Source organism: Indibacter alkaliphilus LW1, from assembly GCF_000295935.2.
GTDB classification, from domain to species: domain Bacteria; phylum Bacteroidota; class Bacteroidia; order Cytophagales; family Cyclobacteriaceae; genus Indibacter; species Indibacter alkaliphilus.
On record NZ_ALWO02000045.1, the window covers coordinates 149,355 to 168,515 of the forward strand.

The window sequence follows — 19,161 nt, forward strand, 5'->3', positions numbered from 1 at the left end:
GCCTTTTGAACCAAGTCAGTTTTAAATCAATGCTTTGAAATAAACGCCTTTACATGAAAAAATATCTTCTAAGTATCTTCCTACAATGTGCCGTTTGTCTGGGAGCTTTCGCACAATCATTTTCCATTGAAGAAGTTACACTTTATTCCTTTCCTTCGGAACTTATTGCTGCTGATGTGGACAACAAGTTGGCTTGGGCCATGAATGAACAGGGGTTAAGGAATATCTATGTAAGCAAAGCACCTGAATTTTCGTACAAGAAAATCACCGATTTCAGTCAAGATGATGGCCAAGAAATTACTTCACTTCAATTTACAGCAGATGGAAATTGGCTGGTCTTTGTAAGAGGTGGAGAGCACGGAAGCAATTGGCAAAGGAATCAGGGAATGAACCCGGCTCATGGGGCAAAAATTCCAAAAGTTGAAATCTGGAAGGCGGCTTTTGATGGAAGTGGCGCTTCCATGCTTGCAGAGGGAGATGACCCTACTGTTTCTCCGGATGGCAAGTCCATTGCTTTTCTTAAAGGTGGCCAGGTTTGGACTGTGATGATGGAAGGAGCTGAGCCCAATCAGCTTTTTGAAATCAAAGGTAATGTAGGAGAAATTCATTGGTCTCCGGATGGAAGTCAGCTTTTGTTTGCTGTGAACAGAGGGACACACTCTTTGGTAGGAATTTTTGATTTGGAGAAAAAAAAGGTCAGGTATATAGCTCCTTCCTTCCAAAGGGACTGGATGCTGCGCTGGTCTCCCAATGGTCAAAAGATAGCATTTGTAAGAAGGCCTGGAGGAAAAGGAGAACCATTGCCAATTCTTGAACAAAGGCATTCTCCTTGGGAGATTTGGGTTGCAGATGTGACTACAGGAGAAGGAAAGATGCGCTGGAAAGCGCCTGAGACCCTCAGAGGTTCACTTCCTTCTACTCATGGCAGTGCTAACCTGAATTGGGCAGATGATGAAACCTTGGTCTATCTTTCTTATGAAGATGGTTGGCCTCATATGTATGCCATGCATATCGAGCAGGGTCGCCCCAGACAGTTGACCCAAGGTAAATATATGGTTGAACATGTCAGTTTGAGCAAAGACGGAAGCTATCTGGTATTTTCGGCGAATGCCGGTCCAAGGGAAGAAGATATAGACAGGAGACATATAGGGATGGTCAATGTGCATGAGGGAGAAATGGAGCTGCTTAGCCAGGGAGATGGCATAGAAGCGATTCCTGTTGTTCTTTCGGACAATGAGCATGTTGCTTATGTTTCATCGACCTTTTCCAGGCCTCTATTGCCGACAGTTACCCATAAGCTTACGGGAGAGACCAAGTTATTGGCGGAAGAACTCATTCCTCAAAATTTTCCGATGGAAAGCATGATCAGACCCCGTCAAGTTACTTTTGTGACTCCTGATTTGGTGACTGTGCATGCCCAGTTATTTGAAAAAGAAGGTGGCAATGAAAAGAAACCTGCCGTGCTTTTTGTACATGGAGGTCCACAGCGGCAAATGCTTCTAGGTTGGCATTATGGAGATTATTATTCCAATACCTACGCGATCAATCAAAAGCTGGCAGAGATGGGGTTTGTGGTGCTTTCTGTCAATTTCAGATTAGGGATTGGCTATGGCTATGAATTCCACAAACCCGCTCGTACTTATTGGCAGGGGGCTGAAGAATATATAGATGTGAAAAAAGCGGGTGAGTACCTAGCGGCATTGCCACAGGTAGATTCAAAAAGGATAGGGATCTACGGGGGCTCCTATGGTGGATTTTTGACCGCACTTGCCTTGGGTAAAGATTCCGATCTGTTTGCTGCAGGAGTTGACATTCATGGCGTGCATGAGCTTTCCAGTAGGTTGGAAATGCCAGAAGGCTATGAGAAAGCACCTGATTTTGAAAAAGCCCTGCGCATAGCCTGGCTGTCATCTCCTTTGGCATATTTGGATTCTTGGAGATCCCCAGTGCTTTTTATCCATGGAGATGATGATAGAAACGTTCAGGTTTCTCATACTACTGATATCATCAGGAGGTTTGATGAAAAGGGTATGCCTTATGAGTCTCTGATCATTCCAGATGATTCCCATCACTGGATGAAATATGAAAATCTGGTCAAAGTCAATAAGGCGACGGTCGAATTTTTGAAAAAGCATTTGGAACCATGATGAAACGTCTATCTATTTTTTTATTCATAGCTTTTTCTTTGTTCATCAATTTTAGGAGATACATTGAACCCTGCTGTAACGATCAAATATGCCCATGAAAATCTATTTGAATGCTTAAAACACAAGCCAATCTGGGAGGACGGTTCCGGTTTGTCCAGATACAATCTTTTTACGCCAAGGACAGTTTTGGAAATTCTTAACCGTGTGGAGGTCTTGATCAGTGATCAGGAAAAACTCAGGGGCTTCTTCCCGACTGGAGGTCTTTCCGGTACGTTCAAATCAGCTTATGAACTTGATGGTGGGCAGGCTTTTGTACGGGCAAAAACCGGTACATTAAGAAATATGCACCTTCAAAGTAGATGGATTGATACAAGAAAAGGGAAGACCTACAGGTTTGTATTTATGAACAATAATTTTGTGAGGCCCACTGCCGAGGTAAGGAAAGAAATGGTCAGGATCATGACGGTGATTCACGAAAATTTTTAAAAGTCAGCTTTGTCCTAATTTGAATCTCTTTCTTTTTTACCAAACCCCCAACTAAATCCCAAATGAAAATCAGCTTGTTTGGTGTCTAAGGTAAAACTGGTCAAGGCAGAATAACTTCCTACAAAGAAGCCACCGTACCTGAGTCCAATACCTCCGTTGAAGCCTGAGAAATCAAATAAAGTCCAGGGAGAATAGATTTCAAAGTTACCCAAAACCAATCTGGGGATGATAGCATAAAATTCCTGAACAGGTACTTGTGAATTGTTCTCTGAATTGCCGAATGCCTTTTGCCCATAAAAGGAAAGTTGCAGATTTTTGATCAGTGCCATATCGGCATTGAAGGCAATCACCGTGGGTAAGCTTAGCCTATTAACACTTTTTTCAGATGTATTGGTAAATAAAGCGCTTTCTATAAAAAGCGTTTCAATCTGTTGAAAATCAGCGGGTAATTCATCTAGTCTGAAGCTTGTGTTTTCGGGGATGTTCATGCCATAGGTTCTGGTGATCTGTCCATTTCCAAAGTTCAGGTTACCTAAGTTTCGGACAGTCAGTCCTGAATTGAAAAGCGTTCGCTGCATTTGGTTCTTAATCTGATAGCTCAGGCCAAGGTCAAACCCTACACTTACCGGGTTGGAAAATATACTGTTATTGAGGTTGAAATTGAATAGTCCCTCATCCAGTATGCTTTCATTATAGGACAATTCAATATCTGAGCGGGCTCCGGTCAGTGAGATTACACTACTTTCTTGCACAATGCTTCCGATAAATTGATCTATGGAAATATTGGTATAATTTCCAGGTAATAAGAATTTGATATTTGTACCGGCAGATAATTTTTGTCTTTCATTTTCAAATAAGGTATAGGCAGCCATTAGCCCCAATTCCATCCAGTTCACCTGGTTCACCCTTTGATTGTTAGAACTATTGAGGCTTAAAGACGAAAAGGATGATTCAAAACTGTTTTCCAAAAGGTATCTGCCAAGCCCGGGGTCTACATTGATAAAATGGGCAGCAGCTTTGAACTCAGTGCTAAATCCAAGCGCAAATTTACCAAAATTAAGTCCTAGGGAAGGGCCTAAAATCGAGCCAACAGTCCTGCCATTGAAAGGCCTTTCTGAGTTTCGAAAACCTTCGAGAAAATAAGCATCTTCTGAATTGGTGAAATCCCTAAAGCTGAGCGTATTGTTGCTCAGGGCAAATTGACTGGAGAAAAAATGTAATTCTACTGGCCTATATAAATTATTCAGGTCCGCAGGATTCATGATCGCAGCCTGTATGCCTTTTCTTTGGCTTCCCTGAATGCCATAATAATTTTGTTGGGCCAGACTCGGCAATGTCAGAACTGTAAAAAGTAAAGCTAAAACCTGTTTCATTTTATTCCTCTTTCGGTTGCTTGTTGTATCCCTTGATAGAAAACGAAGAAAAATCATATTATGGATTCAAAGTAAACTGAATTTCTGAGTGGATAAAAGGAAGTTTTTATCAAATGTTCAAAAGATGTAAGGTCGGTTTTGATAAAAAATCAGGGGCTTTGAAGCCCCTGATTATTAAATTTATTTTTCTAAAGCGTTGCAAGAGCCCTTTCAAGCTTTTCCTTGACTTCTTTGGCCAGAGATTCAATCTTATTACCACCGATGGAGGCGATGGCAGCAACAGGATCAATTGCTGATACTTCAATTTCACCATTTTCCTTTCCTCTCAAAGTGACATTGCAGGGAAGCAAAGCGCTCATATTGGGGTCTATACTGAGGATTTGATCTGCAAATTGAGGATTGCAGGCTCCCAAAATCAAAAATGGAGGATAGTCTTTATCCAGTTTATTTTTCATGGTGGCCTGGATATCGATTTCAGTAAGAATTCCAAAGCCTTCTGACTTCAAAGCTTCAGTGACATTTGTTTTGGCAGTTTGTATATCTTTTGCTTCAATGATTTTATTGATGTGATAGCTCATAGTTTATTCGTTTAGATTTCTGAAGATTTGATTTACAAAGGTCAAATAGTTCAACCTTTTATGGATTTCAATTTAGGAAATTATTTTCCCAATCATTGTGACAGTTGTTACAGCGCTTTTTACAAAAATTAATTGCCAAAGCTGTCTCTCAGGAAATTTTTTATCATCAAATTCAATAAAATAGGAATAAACTTTTTTTTGAATATTTAAAAATTATTTTGGTATGTCATGCCACACCCTGATCAAAAATACATTGTTGCATTATTAAATAATGATAAAGCCGTCCTGGACGAACTTTACAGGAAATATTCCGGTAAGATCAAATGGATGGTTCTCAAAAACAATGGGTCCGAGGATGACGCAGCAGATATTTTTCAGGATGCCTTGATGAGTATCTATCACAAGGCTAGATTGAATGGTTTTGAGCTTACCTGTCCATTTGATGCATTTATTTACATGGTATGTAAAAAAAAGTGGTTGAATGTGCTGGCAAAAAGGAAAAACCATGGGGTAACAAATCTGGAAGATCATGAATATAGCCTTGGAGAGGATAGCTTTAAGTTGGCCGAAGAATGTCACATACAGGATGAGCGCTTAGAATTGATGAAGTCAAAATTTTCCGAACTTGGAGAATCCTGTCAAGAACTTTTAAATCTTAGTTGGGGAGATAAGTCCATGGAGGAGGTAGCCGGCATCCTTGGATTTACTTATGGGTATGCACGCAAAAAGAAATCTGAGTGCATGGCAAAGCTTACTAAACTGATTCAGGCTTCTCCGATTTTTAAAACTTTAAAATGGTAATAAGATGGATATAAAGGTCATAGAAAAGTTTGAGGCATACTTACGGCATGAAATGTCGGAAGAAGAGCTCCGGCAATTTGAGGAAGAGCTGGCTTCCAATACAAAGCTGAGCCAGCAATTTCAACAGTATCAGGAAATAGAACAGTCTATGGCCATGCTTTTTTCTCAAGAAGAAAGGCAGTTGAAAGAATCTTTGAGCAACCTGGGGAAAAAATATATGAAAGAAGGACCTCTTGAAAAAGGAGGTGGAGAGGAAGAGACCCCTATCCGAAACATTGAAAATCCCAACTACTTCAGACTATTTTCAGCAATTGCAGCCATTTTTGTCATGATTCTGGCTGCCTATTTTTTATTGTTCAAATCCAGTCAAAGTGCCCAGGAAATGGCAGAAAGATATTATTCTGAAAACCTGACTGTTTTGAGTCAGACCATGGGAGGTAATGAAGACAAGGTGCAACTGGGAATAGTGGCCTACAATATGAAAGATTACGATTTGGCTAGGACATACTTTGAAGAAGTTTTGCAAGAGGAGTCACAAAACTGGGAGGCATTAAAATTTCTTGGGTTGACCTACTTGGCTCAAAGAAACTATGAGAGAGCGCTTGCCTATTTTGAAGAGCTTGCAGCGCTGGAGAACCTTTACAGTAATCCAGGACTTTTTTATCAGGCCTTTACTTTGATGCTCCGGAGCGAGTCTGACGATATCTCAAGAGCAAAGGAGATTTTGCGGCAGATAATTGATGAGAATGCTGAAGGTAGCCGTCAAGCAAAAGAGTGGCTTGATAAATTGTGAGTAGAGCAAAAAGTACATGTTAAATTGGGAATTCATCAAAATACAAAGAATTTATTCTCCAGTTGGCCTTTTTCAGTAGAATAAACCAACGATTTCAAGCCAATCCCGATAAACCAGGACAAGTTATCAATGAATATCGGGTTGAATCAATACCCACTTTAAATTGGTTACTGGTGTAATTGCGGATATACATATAAAATATTCACCTTAATCTTCCATCAGCTTTCTGGGCTGATATTTTTTTGTCTTCCTCTATCTTCTTCAGAAAAATGTTATCCTGTCTTTATTTTCAAACCCTGTGATTGATCCAGCCTTAGTCTGGTAAAATGCTCATTTAGATATTTTTTTCTAGTCAAGTGGTAACAAGATTATAGCTATAAGGATATAGGGTTGAAGCAGGCAAAAAAGCAGATTGGCTGCAAATCATTTTAAAATCAAGTTTAACCAAATTTTTATTATCATGAAAAAACAAACAATTAACGTCAGCAAATTGATCATGTTATTGGTCATGATGGTCGTATTAAGCGCGGCCTGTACTGGTCCAGAAGAAGATTTTACTCCAATCGACAGGACTCCACCAGCTCAGACTGAAGTAACGGAAGAAACAGCAGTAGATGAAGAAGAAACGGATGAAGTCGTACCGGACTTACCTGTTAGAACATTCTTTGAAATGGACGGCCATGATTTTTCAGTAGAGAGAAATAAAACCTACAGGCTGCGGGGTTATACCCAGCAGAGTGGCGACAGACTTGAAGTAGTCCTTGTCAGAATGGAGAGAGGTGAAGAAGTGATGTACAAAATTCCGGGAAGAGGTTACAATGATGAATCTTCATACAATGTGTTCTGGTTGCTTCCAGGTGGTGGTGAGCCAGATGCCGGGTTTGAAATTTCTGTTAGCGGTGGTCAGGGAGAGAAATATGACAAAGTGATTGTCATGGTCAGGAACTGAACAATTTCATCCCATATAGACTTATAATATAAACCGTCAAGGGCTGACGGTTTATTTTTTTTTGTGAAATTCACCCAAAGACTTCCCATTACAGCATGCTTTTGCGTAATTGTGTATAGATTTGCAATAGCTTGTAAGCAGGCCGAAGGAACTGATAATCTTTTAGGCCGGAGATGTAGGGATGGACTTTTGACAATCAGGCAGAAAACCCACATTCAAATTAATCCAAAGCATCAATGATTCCAATAAGAATAAACAGGTTGATTTTTTTGATTTTCATCTTCCTGTCATATTGCCCCTTGTTTGCACAGTCCTTTAGTGATATCCTTCCGAGTAGGGATTGGACCAAAGAATTGGCGGAGATCATACAGGATCCAACAAGGACAGTGGAGAACAGAACGAGAAATCTTGAAATGCTCAGGGCCGATTACAGAAGATCAGTTGGCAAAAGAGACACTATTTTCGCCAATATCACTCACAGGCTTGCGATTGCTTATGCGGATGATTTAAAGTATGAAAGGGCTATATTGCTCAATGCAGAAGCCATTGCAATCAAAAAAAAGGAAGTCGGAAGAAGACCCAAGCTCGCGGAGTACTATTTTAGGCAAGGAACCTACTACCAATTCCTCGAAGAAAACCGTAAAGCTCTAAGCTACTTGGATTCAGCAGCAAGAGCTGCTTTTGAAGGAAAAAATGAATTGATTCTCGCCAAAGTAAATGTAGAAAGGGCTATTTTAAATTCTGTTTTAGAAAAATATTCAAAAAGCCTGGAATTGTCAGAGAATGTTTTGGCAATGGGAACGGCTCTGCCATCCGGAATGTTGGCCGAGGCCCTGAGTGCAAAAACTGAAGCTTTACTTTTTTTGAAAGAAATAGATGATGCCCAAAAACAGATTCCGGCTTTGCTGAATTTTGCAAAGGATTTTAGGATTGAGGCAAAAACCAGAGGCAAGCTATATATCACGCTTGCTAAGGTTTCCTTGGAGACCGGAAATAGTGAGTTGGCAGTCAACTATTTTCAAACAGCTATTTCAACAACTATCAATCAAAGAGACTTTGTAACCTCTGCAATGACTTATATTCAGTTGGCTGAAACATTCGAAAGGCTGGATGAAATGGGTAAAGCAGAGGAAATGTTTTTGCAGGCAAACCTGATAGCCGAAAGATCTCAGAAAAAAGAAGTCCAAGTGTCCGCCCTTCTGGAAACTGGACAATTTTACTTCAGAAGGGGAGATTTTGAATCTGCCCTTAAACAGTATCAGCAGGGGATTATCCATTTGATTAGCGGATTTGAGGAATTCAACTGGGAATTGAATCCCGCAGTTTATCAACTGAGACGTTCTATCAATGAAAAATCACTTTTTTTCCTACTCAGCCATAAAGCTAGATCTCTGCTTGGCAGGGCAAATAAAGTAGATGATGCAGTTGCATTGGGTTTGGCATTGGAAACGGTCAAATTAGCCGATAGGATGATAGATCATATGCGCTGGGTGCAGATTGAAGGACTTTCCGGTCATTCTTGGGAAAGAATGACAGCTCCTCTTTATAGCCTTGGAATAGAGGTGGCAAGACAGAGAGAAAATTTAGATGATGTTTTTTACTTTTTTGAAAAGAGTAGGGCTGTTTTTTTGAATGACAAAATTTCTGAACTGGGAAAGTTGGAATACATTGAAAGGGGTGATCTCGAAAAAGAAAGAAAATATAAAAGAGACCTGATCGAGATGGAGAGGAAATTAGCTTCCTTGAATGAAGGAGAGAGTGAGTACAGGAATGTCAGTAGAGCTTATTCCGAATCTTGGCGTGGGTATGAAGGTTTTATTAGGGTGTTGGAAGAAAAATATCCACTCTATTATCAATACAAGTTTGATACTGGAGTTCTGAGATTGGATGATTTTAAAAGAGCTTATTTGAATGAAGATCAGACCTTTGTTTCCTTCTTTTTTGGAGAAGAGGAAGTATATATTTTCAAAACTGAAAGAGACCAAAGTTCTTTGAAAAAGGTTGAAATCGACAAGATTGTCCCAGTCTATCAAAAACTTCTCGAATCAGTAAACACAAAACCTTCAAGTCAGGAAGAAGAGGCCGCATTAGTTTCATTTTCCCATGAGTTTTATCAGTTGGTTTTTGCTCCGCTCGAAATCCAGACCAAAAGGATTATGATTTCTCCTGGGACTGAAATTTTGCCATTCGAGGTATTGATTGAAGATCCCAATGATGCAAAGTCACTTTTGGTCAAAAAACACGCTTTTAGCTATACGTACTCGGCCAGCTTCTTATCTAGGGTAAGCAAGGTCAATTTTATGGAAGAGCATGGGATTTTAAGTTTTGCTCCAGTAGAATTTGAAGATAATTGTGGATTGAGAACCCTGGAAGGTTCGGATCAATCTTTAAAAAAGCTTGAAAAGTATTATCCAAAGACCAGTACTTATACATTTACAAAAGCAACAAAAAGAACTTTTGTGAATAATATTTCAGATTATTCACTGGTCCATATATACGCACACCATACACTGGGAGAAGCGGATGATGAGCTGTCAATATTCTTTGCAGATGAGCCAATTTTAATTTCAGAATTACAAAAGATGCCTAAAGTATACACTCAATTGTTGGTTTTGACAGGGGGTGGATCTACAGGCAATAATCAAAAGAGGGGAAAAGCCGCTTTTAGTTTGGCACGTGCTCTGGCATCTTCCAGTATTCCAAGTAGTATTGTTGATCTTTGGGATGTCAATGAAGACTATTCGGTTGAAGTATTGGAGGAGTTTTATAAGTACCTCAGCCAAGGCTATACCACTGATGAAGCATTGCAGCAAGCCAAGATCAGCTTTCTTAACAAATTCCAAGCAGAAAAAGCCCATCCTTTTTATTGGGCGGGACCGGTTTTGATTGGCAAATCCAATACTTTCAATCCCGCCGAGTATTGGTTTACATGGCCGAATTTGATTATTGCGCTGGTGATATTTTTCATTCTCTACATTTTGATTGACAGGAGAAAAATTAAGTGGCCAAGTTGAATTATATTTAGAAAAATCACACTGATTTCATTTTCATGAAAAAAACTTCCTAAAATGAGGATGCTTATAAACAAAACTAAATTATTGTGTTGTTAATTGTAGATAAATTGAATTTCATCCTTTTTAATGAAAAATACTAAAATAGGATTATTTCAAGTGCCATTTTTTTCTTAAAATTTTGTCTGTCTATTTTAGCAATTCATATTTCTTTTTTGGTAATTCCTGTTTCAATGATAGAAATTTTGAAATTAGAGCCCATAATTAATTTGAGATGGATACTTTTTATTTTTAAATACTAAAAAAAGTTATTCCTTATTCATTTTTTGTATTGTAATATTTGAAGTAAAAATATTACGTTAAACAGATCAAAAAAATAGAATTTTTTTTGATTATTTGTACTTGTCTTGGTGTCTGATATGGAAGGTTTTCCCATCAGGATCTCAATATTTTAAGCCCTAGAAGGTAATGCTGACAAAAAATTTATTGACTCAAATGTGTAGCGAACTCACTGGAGTTTCGCTTTTGTTTAAAGTCAAACAGAACGGATTTAAGATTTTGTTTGTCTCCCGTGAATTTTTGGAATGGGGCGGAAGAAATTTTGAAATTCAAAATGAAGAACTTTTAGGCCTTTCCCTGAATCAGGTAATCAAGCTTAAGAAATTACCTTATTTAAAGGGGAATGATATTAAAGCCGCTCTTTTGAAAGTGGTTCATGAAAAAAATACTGTCAAAGAAGTTTTGGAATATGTTGACCTCAATGAGAATCAAGTCGGGATAATCAATACGCCCTTGTTAGGAGAATCCGGGGAAGTCGAACATATTCTTCATCAGGTTTCTTTTGTCAATCAAGGCGGCCTAGTTTCATCAGAAAGAAGGAATGCTTCCGGTATTTTTGAAGGAACTGATGCAGAATATTTATTTGAAAATCACCCATTGCCCGTGGCTGTCCTAAACCAAGAGGGTAAAATTAAAGCCATCAATGAAGCTTTTGTAAATTCTGTGTTTCCATTACATAAGAAAAATAAACTGATCACTGAAGTTTTTGAGGTTTTTTCAGAAATTAATGTCTCAGAAGTCATGGCACAAGTGCTTCGGGGAAAGGAAAATTCATTGGACCTCAAACTGATCAGGGATAATGAAACTGTTTATTATACTGCCAGCTTGATTTCAATCAAAAACCACGTAATGGCAATATTCTCTTCTACCACAGAAGTGAAAAAGATGAGAAAGGATCTGGTCAAAAAGTCCATGTTAATGGAGGATTGCCTGAAATTTCAAAAACAGAATTTTGAATTGTTGGAGGTGAGAGAAATTCTCAAGAAAAGTCTCTCCTTTATGCTGAGCCATTCTGATGCGCACAACGGACTTATTTGGGTAAAGGATCTTTCCTTAGATGAAAAATTAGGGCATCAAAGTGAATTCTTATACGATCAGGGTTTCCATGCGCATAGATTGAATTTACAGTATCTTTTTGATCAGGATCAGCAGCCTATTCGCAATGAGCCCTTTAGCCTCAGGTCAAATGCCCTAGCTAATATAGGAATGTTGGAAAGCTCTGTTTCTGGATTCGGAAAATCAATTTTAGGTATTTGCGGAAGAAAATCAGATCATTTATTGTTTGTTATTTTACTTCAAATGGATGCAACCAAAGTTTTTGATCTTGAAGATAAATATGTCTTAAACATTGTGTCTTCCTGTATTTTCTCAGAGTTGGCAGGGGTGTTTTCAGGAAGAATGATCTCAGGAGAGGAGCGGTTTTAATCTGACCTAGTTAAAATCTCAGGCTAATTTTTTATTGCCCGCCGAGTGGTTCCGGCGGGTTTTTTTATACAGAATGTTATGATGCTCAAGCTTTGTCCTTTTTTCTATTTAATGAAAGCATTCTGAGCATCCATTTCGGAAGTGCTTTATGTGGGTTTCTATTTCTTAGGTTTAGGAATAGCCCCAGTTTTTCAAAAATTGGAATCTTATGCGTTTCTACGAATTCAATCAGAGTACCATCAGGATCTTCACAGTAGGCAAATTGACCAGCAGCCTTCCCCATATCAAAACTGTCAGCACTGTTGACGGTGAATTGAAACCCTAATGCTTTGGCTTTAATTTCCAACGCTTTCATTCCTCTAATATCAAAGCAGATATGAATAAAACCCAAATCACCCCAATACCTGTCCTGGAATATTTTGGAAGGAAAAATGTCTAATCTTTGTATGAGTTCAATTTCTGTTTGACAAAGCAGCTCACTGAATGCGCCGTAGCGGAAAGGTGATGAAAGCAGTAATTTTCTGGCAAAATCTCCTTCCCCTCCTGGAAGAGCTTTCAGGTCGTCTTGCTGTTTTGGTTGCGTTTGGTATTGCTCTGTGTATTCCAACAGATCTCCATACAGTGCACTTGCTCTCTTTAGATTAGTCACGCCGATGATGCATCCGGCTACCCCCCCTGTATATCCATCGTTTTCAAGAAACCAAGACTCACTTTCTACCATTTGAAAAAGATTGCCATAAGGATCTCTTACAAAGAAATGGTCCCGTCCGTCAGGAGACTTTTTGATATCACCAAGAATTACCAGGTTTTCAGATTTGAAATATTGATAGGTCTTTTCGATATTTCTCGTGCGGATTTTTACACAAAATATTCCTAAATCTCCGAGTTTTGGCAAATCTTTTGGTGCTAAGGGTGATTTACTGGTGTATTGCCAGATTTCAAATCCGCCGCCACCTTGCATATTCATGGCTAAAATAGCATAGCGCTCTTCTACTTTGCCAGCGGTATACTTTGTCATCAGCTTGGCTTGGGCCGCATCTTCGAAAATAGGAACATCCATTCCAAAATATTTCCTGTACCATTTCCAAGCAGCTTTTGCATCCGCGACTCCTATACCTACTTGCTGAATCCCGCTGATGATGGGGACCTTTTTGCCATGACTCGACTGTTGATCCATATTTCCTTATCTATAGTCCAAAAGATTACAATAAATATTTTTGAGCTTTTCAGGCGAAATTTTCATGAAAAACAAGAGGAATACCAAGAGATTTACCAACTGTACTCTAAGCCAGGAATTGGTTTCATATTTTCTTGCTGACACCTTGATCTGTCTAGGAATAACTTTGAATTTGAATTTTTTTCTGATTCTTCTGACAATATCAAAGTCTTCCATAATACAGTAGTATTCATCAAAACCTTCCAATTCTTGAAATGCACTTTTTTTGATAAATAAAGTCTGATCTCCTCCTCCTGAAAGGAGACCGTCAAACTTCGTAAACCACGAATTGATACGCAGTAACTTTGAGTCTGAATCAAAAGTATAGGCATAGCAACCAGCATGGCCTCCCTTTTTCAATACCTCCTGAATATCCTCAAGAAAGGAAACAGGTATTCTAGTGTCCGCATGGACAAAATAAAAAATATCTCCTTTGGCATGTGATGCCCCGTAATTCATTTGGCAAGCACGTCCTTTTTTGGGGGATTTTAAGAATGTGAAATTGGAATTGCTTAGAATTTTTTCCGTTTGATCGCTGCTTCCACCATCAACAATAATCAGCTCAAATTCACACCTGCGCTGATGTGTGGAAAAGAAGGGGAGGAGCTCTTTGAGGTTTTCTGCTTCATTGAGTACGGGTATGATGATACTGACCATAGAATTTTACTTTCTGCTAACCACGTAGTTTTTGATTGGACTTTGCATCACAGCTTTAACAAATTTGCCATTTTCATAATAGAACCTGTTCTTATTCCCGTTGACCTCAACTTCATAATAAACCCCTTTCTTTCTGACATGACTTAAAAGCCCAAAATTTTCAGCTAAGAAGAGAGAATTGTCAATAGGCTCTTCAAAATATAATTTAGAAGTACTCAAATAGATCGGAGCTTTTACTGAATTAGTATTCTCAAATTTATAGCTGTTAGCATTTACAAGATATTGCTGATTGACCAATAGAATCTGACTGGAAAAATCACCTTTGTTGGATGTAGTATGGGATTTTGCTTCCAGTAAAATTCCCTTGTCATATTGCGTATATGCTTCAAACACCACTTCTACCCATGTAAAAAACCAGAATTTAACCTTGCTTTTAATCTCGTAGTTTTCAATGGTAGGATAAACCTTCTTTTCAGCTTCCATTTCACCTATTTTAATGCCTGCTACCGTGATATCAAAGCTGATAGTTTCTTGGGCTAATGCCTTATTCATCCATAAAACCCCCAGAAGCAAAAACAAAAAAGGTTTACCCAACATGATTTTATGTCTTAGCAACAACCTCCTCCATCATAGAAATAGGTAGATTCTGAAATAAAGATATCTTCTCCACGCAATTGAGCCAGTGCTTTTGCTGTTTTATCACAAACAGACAATGGTTGATTTGGCATCAAAACATGTCCCTTTTTATCATCAAAGAATGCTTCATTTCCATAATAAATAGCGGCTTTACCAGTGAAAATACAAGGTCCATCTTCGGGCATAGGGTCTTTGATGGCACAGACTTCCACGCTTTCGAGCATAATCAACTCTTTGGTGTCATACTGCCCTGGAGCTAGAATTCTGTATGGCCTTTTGGCCCGGACTTCTACAGTTCCAAAACCAGCTTCTGTGATCATATCCAAATATTCCTGTAGCGGGAGAGATCCACTCAGGCATAGGGCTCTCAGCCTTTGGTCGTTTTTCAAGGAATCAGGCATTTCATGCTCTGTAATGGGGTCGCTAAGGACCAATCTACCATGAGGCTTGAGTACTCGGTACATTTCTGCCAAAGCCATTTTCAAGTCCTCTTTGGTAAATATATTGAAAAGACAGTTTTGGGCGGCTACGTCTATTGAGCTATCGGCTACAGGTAGGCTAAGAGCGGTTCCTTTTCTCAAGGAAACAAAGTCTTTGCTGAACCAAGGGTTTTGCTCCTCCGCAGTTACAAGGTTGTCATCACAAGCTTTGAGCATTTCATCAACGATATCGATACCGATTACTCCCTCTGCCTGTCTGGAAAAATATGCAAACTGCAAAACTTCCATTCCGCCCCCAACACCTACATAGAGTATTTTAGGATTGTTGACCAAGTCTCTAGGGTGTACAGTACTGCCACAGCCATAGTTCATTTCCTGCATGATTTTAGGAATGCTCAGTCCAGGCAATTGCCAGATCGGAGTAGTAGTACAACAAAGACCCACATCGGGTTTTAGTGCGGCTTCTTTGTATACATTCGCTGTGGTATCAAGGTAATTGCTCATTCTTAATTTTTAAATTATAAAGTTTCCAATCTTTTTCCGTATCAATATCATTGAGTGTTCTGAGTTTTTCAAAACTTAAATTTTGTCCTTCAGCTCTATGAGTTGTGCTGGACAAAACTTCCGCTGTGGACCAATTGATAGATTCAAATAGGGCAGGGGTCTCCTTTTTTAGCCCCAGGAGGTAATATCCTCCATCTTCTGCAGGTCCAATGATAATATCCTTATAAGAAAGCTTATCGAAGGCCAGTTGCATGTCCTTTGTGGATATTTCAGGACAATCGGTTCCTATGATGATACATTTTTGGTATCCTTTTCCAAAACAGTCCCTAAACGCATTTTTCATTCTTTCTCCCAAATCTTTTCCTTCTTGTGCAAGGATCTGATAACTTTTTCCTTTGATGTCAAAAGGCAGTTCTTCAACATAGTCTGAGAGATAAATAAAAATATCCACATCTTTTAACTGACCAATTTCCAGGTAAGTAGTCTTGATAAGACTTTTGTATATTTCCAGAGCTTCATCATTTCCCAAAGTCTTGGCTAGACGGGTTTTAACTCTTCCCGCGACAAGGTTTTTTTGAAAAACAATGACTGCATTTTTGGTTTTTGTAATCATATTATGCTGTAGCTCCTCCACAACTGGACCCTGCTCCGGCAGTGCAGCCAAAACAATGTTGGTTCACAACAATTTCCCTCTCTTTCAAAGCATTTTGTTTCCAATCTTTGATGTGTTGGGAACCGGGGCTGTTTACTTTCAGTTCAAGCATTTGATTAAAGTCACAATCATAAAGATAGCCATCCCAACCAACGGAAACTGTACTTCTGCACATGACATTGGAAGCTGCGGAAGGGTTATAGGACGAAATCAATTTTTCCATGTAAGCTTCATAATTGCCGCTTCTCTGTAGATACTCCAAAAATCTGCTAATGGGAATATTGGTAATAGTAAACAGTGAATTGAATTCTACAGCATACTGGTTACTCAATTTCTTTTTGAATTCCGCCTCAAGTCCTTCTTGTGAACCCGGTAAAAATGCACCGGAAGGATTATAAACAAGATTTAGGACCAAACCTGTCCCAGGAATTCCATAACCGATTTCATTGAGCATGCGTAAGGCCTTGATTGACTTTTCAAAAACCCCGTCACCTCTTTGAGCATCTGTCTTGGCTGCATTGAAATAAGGCAGTGAGGACACTACTTCAATTTTGTTTTCTTTGTAAAACTCAGGAAGGTCATGGTACTTGGGGTTGGCAAGTATAATAGTCAGGTTACACCTTACAATGATATTGATCTCGGAATCTATAGCCCGGATTTCGGATACGAACCAGCGGAAATGAGGATTCATTTCAGGTGCTCCTCCGGTCAAGTCTACCGTTCTGATTTTGTTTTCCCGGATCACTTTCAGGCAATGGTTCATGACCTCCCTTTCCATGATTTCCTTTCGGTCAGGGCCTGCGTCCACATGGCAATGCTTACATACCTGATTGCACATTTTACCCATGTTAATTTGAAGAATTTCGATCTGGGTGGGTTTTAAGGGAAAAAGCCCTGACTCTTCCAGTTTGCTTTCGAAGGTTCCTCCGAAATCAGTGGACTCGAGTAATTCAATTTCATATTTGGAGCTGGATAATGGATGATTCTGTGCTTTGAGTGACTTCATTACATGGATATTTCTTTGACTTTATTCATCATTTGGGTGCTGTGCACGAGAGATGCGCCTCCTCTTATGGCTGCAGCAACGTGTACAGCTTCCATCATTTGCTCCTCGTCGCAGCCTTTTTCCATACTGTCTACAGTATAAGCATCAATGCAATAAGGGCACTGTACAGCATGGGCTACGGCCAGGGCAATGAGTGATTTTTCTCTTGCAGTAAGTGCTCCTTCTTTGAACACTTCTCCGTAATAATCGAAAAATTTGTCAGCCATGGATTTTTGAAAATCTCCAATGTTACCAAATTTTTTAAGGTCTTCAGGATTGTAGTAAGTTTTCATGCGATTTTTAAATTAGATTTTTACGTGGTTTTATCTGAAAGAAGCTGGTTTTCAATAGGATCACAATTAGCGTATGTTAAAAACCATAAGTGTGATTTTTGATTGAGCTTCAAATGAATTAAAGTTGATCCTAAATAATTACGAACAAGTTAGAATAAATGGATTTATTAGATTTTAAAATGTCATGGTACAGACAATTTATTAATCTTTTGGGTAAAAGTATATTTGATTGGATAAAGTTTAGAAAAATATATTCATTGACCAATCTATAAAGAAACTTCACAAAACCATCAAAGAGGGGATTTTGAATTTCTTGTAATGGTTTTTCCTCACACCCCTGAAATTAAGGTTTTGGTTTTTTTGGAGATCATATATGCTAAAAGGGCACTGACAACACCCACAACGGCTCCGACTAAAACATCTCCTGGAAAATGAACACCTAAATAAATCCTGGTGTATGAAAATATCGCTGCCCAGAGGAATAGCCAGTTTATGGCTGGGTACCTAAAACTTAGGGTCAAACTCATTATAGTTGCGATAGCAAAACTATTTGCGGCATGGGAAGAAGCGAAACCATATTTACTGCTGCAATTGCCATAATGATGAATAATATCCTTGAATTCGGGATCGTAACAAGGGCGCATCCTTTCAAAAAATGGTTTCATAAAGGATGAAGTAAACTGATCTGCAAATAAAATTGTCAGACCAATGGCTATAGCTATCCACCACCCGGATTTTCCATGAGCTTTCCAGATCAAAAAACAGAGAAATGCATACATAGGAATCCATGGCTTCGTCTGGGTCAGGAAATACATGATAGGATCTAAAAAATCAGTATGAAATCCATTTAGGTAAATAAACAGTTGATGATCCAACTCCAAAAGTAATTCCAGCATCTATTATATATTTATCCAGTCAATATCCTTTTTCAGCAATGATAGTGTTTCCATTTCTGCCGATCCGGGTTTAGCTTGGTGCATATACTCCCAATTGGCAGCAGGAGGCATACTCATCAAGATACTTTCAGTCCTGCCGTTGGTGTCTAATCCAAATTTGGTTCCGGCATCCCAAACCAAGTTGAATTCAACATACCGCCCTCTTCTTAAAGCCTGCCATTTCTTGTGCTCAGGGCCAAAAGCCATTTGATGATTTTTACCCATAAAATACCGATAGACATTAGGGAAAAGGTACCCTACTTCCTTTACAAATGAAAAGATTCCCTCCATTTCCTCAGGCTTAGAGCTGCTTAATCTATCGAAGAAAATTCCACCAATTCCACGGGTTTCATTTCTGTGTTTGATGAAAAAATAATCATCTGCCCATTTTTTGAACTTGGGGTAATAATCCGGATTGAATCGGTCGCAGGTGTTCTTTACTTCTTGATGAAAAAACCTTGCGTCATCTTTATCCACATAATGTGGGGTAAGGTCTATACCACCACCAAACCATTTCACGCCATTGCTCATTTCGAAGTATCTGATGTTCATGTGAATGATGGGGACCATTGGGTTTTCCGGGTGAAGCACTATAGATACACCTGTTGCATAAAAATCAGATTTATCAAGTTTTAGCTTCTTGAGGATTTTTTCCGGAGTAGGGCCTTCCACCGCCGAAAATGCAACACCGCCTTTTTCTATGATTTTGCCACCTTGGAATATTCTTGTCCTTCCACCACCTCCTTCAGGTCTTTTCCAAAGGTCTTCCTTGAATTTTCCTTGGCCATCTTCCAGTTCCAATTCCTGGCAGATATGGTCCTGAATATTTCTGAAATCTTCTGTTATGCTCAATTTATCCATTGTCTTGGTTTGATGTAATT

The 19,161-nt window shown here is 39.0% G+C and carries 18 protein-coding genes; 7 read left to right on the plus strand and 11 right to left on the minus strand.

Annotation, left to right across the window (positions count from 1 at the left end):
* Window positions 1-53: 53 nt before the first annotated feature.
* Both A33Q_RS16450 and A33Q_RS16455 read left to right on the plus strand, forming a co-directional pair.
* The gene (locus A33Q_RS16450; RefSeq protein WP_009033727.1) at window positions 54-2,147 is read left to right on the plus strand and encodes a S9 family peptidase; all 2,094 of its coding nucleotides are present in this window, start codon (window positions 54-56) and stop codon (window positions 2,145-2,147) included.
* 63 nt (window positions 2,148-2,210) lie between these two features.
* Window positions 2,211-2,633 (plus strand): D-alanyl-D-alanine carboxypeptidase, encoded by a 423-nt coding sequence (locus A33Q_RS16455; protein WP_009033726.1) that lies wholly within the window; start codon window positions 2,211-2,213, stop codon window positions 2,631-2,633.
* Between the two features lie 14 nt (window positions 2,634-2,647).
* On the opposite strand, the gene A33Q_RS16460 is transcribed toward A33Q_RS16455, so the two are convergent.
* A complete protein-coding gene (locus A33Q_RS16460) occupies window positions 2,648-4,006 on the minus strand; it encodes a hypothetical protein (protein WP_009033725.1) in 1,359 nt (452 codons plus the stop codon).
* 188 nt (window positions 4,007-4,194) lie between these two features.
* Window positions 4,195-4,584 carry a DUF302 domain-containing protein gene (locus A33Q_RS16465; RefSeq protein WP_009033724.1) on the minus strand — a complete coding sequence of 130 codons (390 nt, stop codon included), beginning with the start codon at window positions 4,582-4,584 and terminating at the stop codon, window positions 4,195-4,197.
* A 228-nt stretch (window positions 4,585-4,812) separates the two neighbouring features.
* Here A33Q_RS16465 and A33Q_RS16470 point away from each other — a divergent pair, with 228 nt between their 5' ends.
* From A33Q_RS16470 to A33Q_RS16490, 5 genes are all read left to right on the plus strand, one after another.
* Window positions 4,813-5,385, plus strand: coding sequence for an RNA polymerase sigma factor (locus A33Q_RS16470; protein WP_009033723.1), 573 nt, complete (start codon window positions 4,813-4,815; stop codon window positions 5,383-5,385).
* A gap of 4 nt (window positions 5,386-5,389) precedes the next feature.
* A complete protein-coding gene (locus A33Q_RS16475; protein ID WP_009033722.1) occupies window positions 5,390-6,178 on the plus strand; it encodes a tetratricopeptide repeat protein in 789 nt (262 codons plus the stop codon).
* A 460-nt stretch (window positions 6,179-6,638) separates the two neighbouring features.
* Window positions 6,639-7,127, plus strand: a complete 489-nt coding sequence (locus A33Q_RS16480) for a hypothetical protein (RefSeq protein ID WP_040490579.1) — start codon at window positions 6,639-6,641, stop codon at window positions 7,125-7,127.
* Window positions 7,128-7,363: 236 nt separating this feature from the next.
* Window positions 7,364-10,141 (plus strand): CHAT domain-containing protein, encoded by a 2,778-nt coding sequence (locus tag A33Q_RS16485; protein WP_009033720.1) that lies wholly within the window; start codon window positions 7,364-7,366, stop codon window positions 10,139-10,141.
* Window positions 10,142-10,633: 492 nt separating this feature from the next.
* A complete protein-coding gene (locus A33Q_RS16490; RefSeq protein WP_152527425.1) occupies window positions 10,634-11,902 on the plus strand; it encodes a transcriptional regulator in 1,269 nt (422 codons plus the stop codon).
* Between the two features lie 85 nt (window positions 11,903-11,987).
* Here A33Q_RS16490 and A33Q_RS16495 read toward each other — a convergent pair whose 3' ends face one another.
* From A33Q_RS16495 to hemF, 9 genes are all read right to left on the minus strand, one after another.
* On the minus strand, window positions 11,988-13,079 hold the full coding sequence (locus A33Q_RS16495) for a VOC family protein (protein WP_009033718.1): 1,092 nt from the start codon (window positions 13,077-13,079) through the stop codon (window positions 11,988-11,990).
* A gap of 6 nt (window positions 13,080-13,085) precedes the next feature.
* Window positions 13,086-13,775 carry a TIGR04283 family arsenosugar biosynthesis glycosyltransferase gene (locus tag A33Q_RS16500; protein ID WP_009033717.1) on the minus strand — a complete coding sequence of 230 codons (690 nt, stop codon included), beginning with the start codon at window positions 13,773-13,775 and terminating at the stop codon, window positions 13,086-13,088.
* Between the two features lie 6 nt (window positions 13,776-13,781).
* Entirely contained in the window at window positions 13,782-14,372 is a 591-nt protein-coding gene (locus A33Q_RS16505) for a DUF6134 family protein (protein ID WP_009033716.1), read from the minus strand.
* Between the two features lie 11 nt (window positions 14,373-14,383).
* Window positions 14,384-15,355 carry an arsenosugar biosynthesis arsenite methyltransferase ArsM gene (gene arsM, locus A33Q_RS16510; protein WP_009033715.1) on the minus strand — a complete coding sequence of 324 codons (972 nt, stop codon included), beginning with the start codon at window positions 15,353-15,355 and terminating at the stop codon, window positions 14,384-14,386.
* Entirely contained in the window at window positions 15,339-16,019 is a 681-nt protein-coding gene (locus A33Q_RS16515; protein ID WP_235062813.1) for a TIGR04282 family arsenosugar biosynthesis glycosyltransferase, read from the minus strand. The genes arsM and A33Q_RS16515 overlap by 17 nt, the downstream gene beginning before the upstream one ends.
* The gene (arsS, locus tag A33Q_RS16520; protein WP_009033713.1) at window positions 15,970-17,013 is read right to left on the minus strand and encodes an arsenosugar biosynthesis radical SAM (seleno)protein ArsS; all 1,044 of its coding nucleotides are present in this window, start codon (window positions 17,011-17,013) and stop codon (window positions 15,970-15,972) included. The genes A33Q_RS16515 and arsS overlap by 50 nt, the downstream gene beginning before the upstream one ends.
* The gene (locus tag A33Q_RS16525; RefSeq protein ID WP_009033712.1) at window positions 17,013-17,345 is read right to left on the minus strand and encodes an arsenosugar biosynthesis-associated peroxidase-like protein; all 333 of its coding nucleotides are present in this window, start codon (window positions 17,343-17,345) and stop codon (window positions 17,013-17,015) included. The genes arsS and A33Q_RS16525 overlap by 1 nt, the downstream gene beginning before the upstream one ends.
* A 329-nt stretch (window positions 17,346-17,674) precedes the next feature.
* Window positions 17,675-18,241, minus strand: coding sequence for a phosphatase PAP2 family protein (locus tag A33Q_RS16530; protein ID WP_009033711.1), 567 nt, complete (start codon window positions 18,239-18,241; stop codon window positions 17,675-17,677).
* A gap of 3 nt (window positions 18,242-18,244) precedes the next feature.
* A complete protein-coding gene (hemF, locus tag A33Q_RS16535) occupies window positions 18,245-19,141 on the minus strand; it encodes an oxygen-dependent coproporphyrinogen oxidase (protein WP_009033710.1) in 897 nt (298 codons plus the stop codon).
* Between the last annotated feature and the right edge of the window lie 20 nt (window positions 19,142-19,161).

Coding starts and splice junctions, on each gene's coding strand:
- A33Q_RS16470 (WP_009033723.1), top strand. CDS start 4,813: ATGCCACACCCTGATCAAAAATACATTGTTGCATTATTAAATAATGAT.
- A33Q_RS16485 (WP_009033720.1), top strand. CDS start 7,364: ATGATTCCAATAAGAATAAACAGGTTGATTTTTTTGATTTTCATCTTC.
- A33Q_RS16460 (WP_009033725.1), bottom strand. CDS start 4,006: ATGAAACAGGTTTTAGCTTTACTTTTTACAGTTCTGACATTGCCGAGT.
- A33Q_RS16500 (WP_009033717.1), bottom strand. CDS start 13,775: ATGGTCAGTATCATCATACCCGTACTCAATGAAGCAGAAAACCTCAAA.
- A33Q_RS16490 (WP_152527425.1), top strand. CDS start 10,634: ATGTGTAGCGAACTCACTGGAGTTTCGCTTTTGTTTAAAGTCAAACAG.
- hemF (WP_009033710.1), bottom strand. CDS start 19,141: ATGGATAAATTGAGCATAACAGAAGATTTCAGAAATATTCAGGACCAT.
- A33Q_RS16465 (WP_009033724.1), bottom strand. CDS start 4,584: ATGAGCTATCACATCAATAAAATCATTGAAGCAAAAGATATACAAACT.
- A33Q_RS16480 (WP_040490579.1), top strand. CDS start 6,639: ATGAAAAAACAAACAATTAACGTCAGCAAATTGATCATGTTATTGGTC.
- A33Q_RS16495 (WP_009033718.1), bottom strand. CDS start 13,079: ATGGATCAACAGTCGAGTCATGGCAAAAAGGTCCCCATCATCAGCGGG.
- arsS (WP_009033713.1), bottom strand. CDS start 17,013: ATGAAGTCACTCAAAGCACAGAATCATCCATTATCCAGCTCCAAATAT.
- A33Q_RS16475 (WP_009033722.1), top strand. CDS start 5,390: ATGGATATAAAGGTCATAGAAAAGTTTGAGGCATACTTACGGCATGAA.
- A33Q_RS16450 (WP_009033727.1), top strand. CDS start 54: ATGAAAAAATATCTTCTAAGTATCTTCCTACAATGTGCCGTTTGTCTG.
- A33Q_RS16525 (WP_009033712.1), bottom strand. CDS start 17,345: ATGAAAACTTACTACAATCCTGAAGACCTTAAAAAATTTGGTAACATT.
- A33Q_RS16530 (WP_009033711.1), bottom strand. CDS start 18,241: ATGCTGGAATTACTTTTGGAGTTGGATCATCAACTGTTTATTTACCTA.
- arsM (WP_009033715.1), bottom strand. CDS start 15,355: ATGAGCAATTACCTTGATACCACAGCGAATGTATACAAAGAAGCCGCA.
- A33Q_RS16505 (WP_009033716.1), bottom strand. CDS start 14,372: ATGTTGGGTAAACCTTTTTTGTTTTTGCTTCTGGGGGTTTTATGGATG.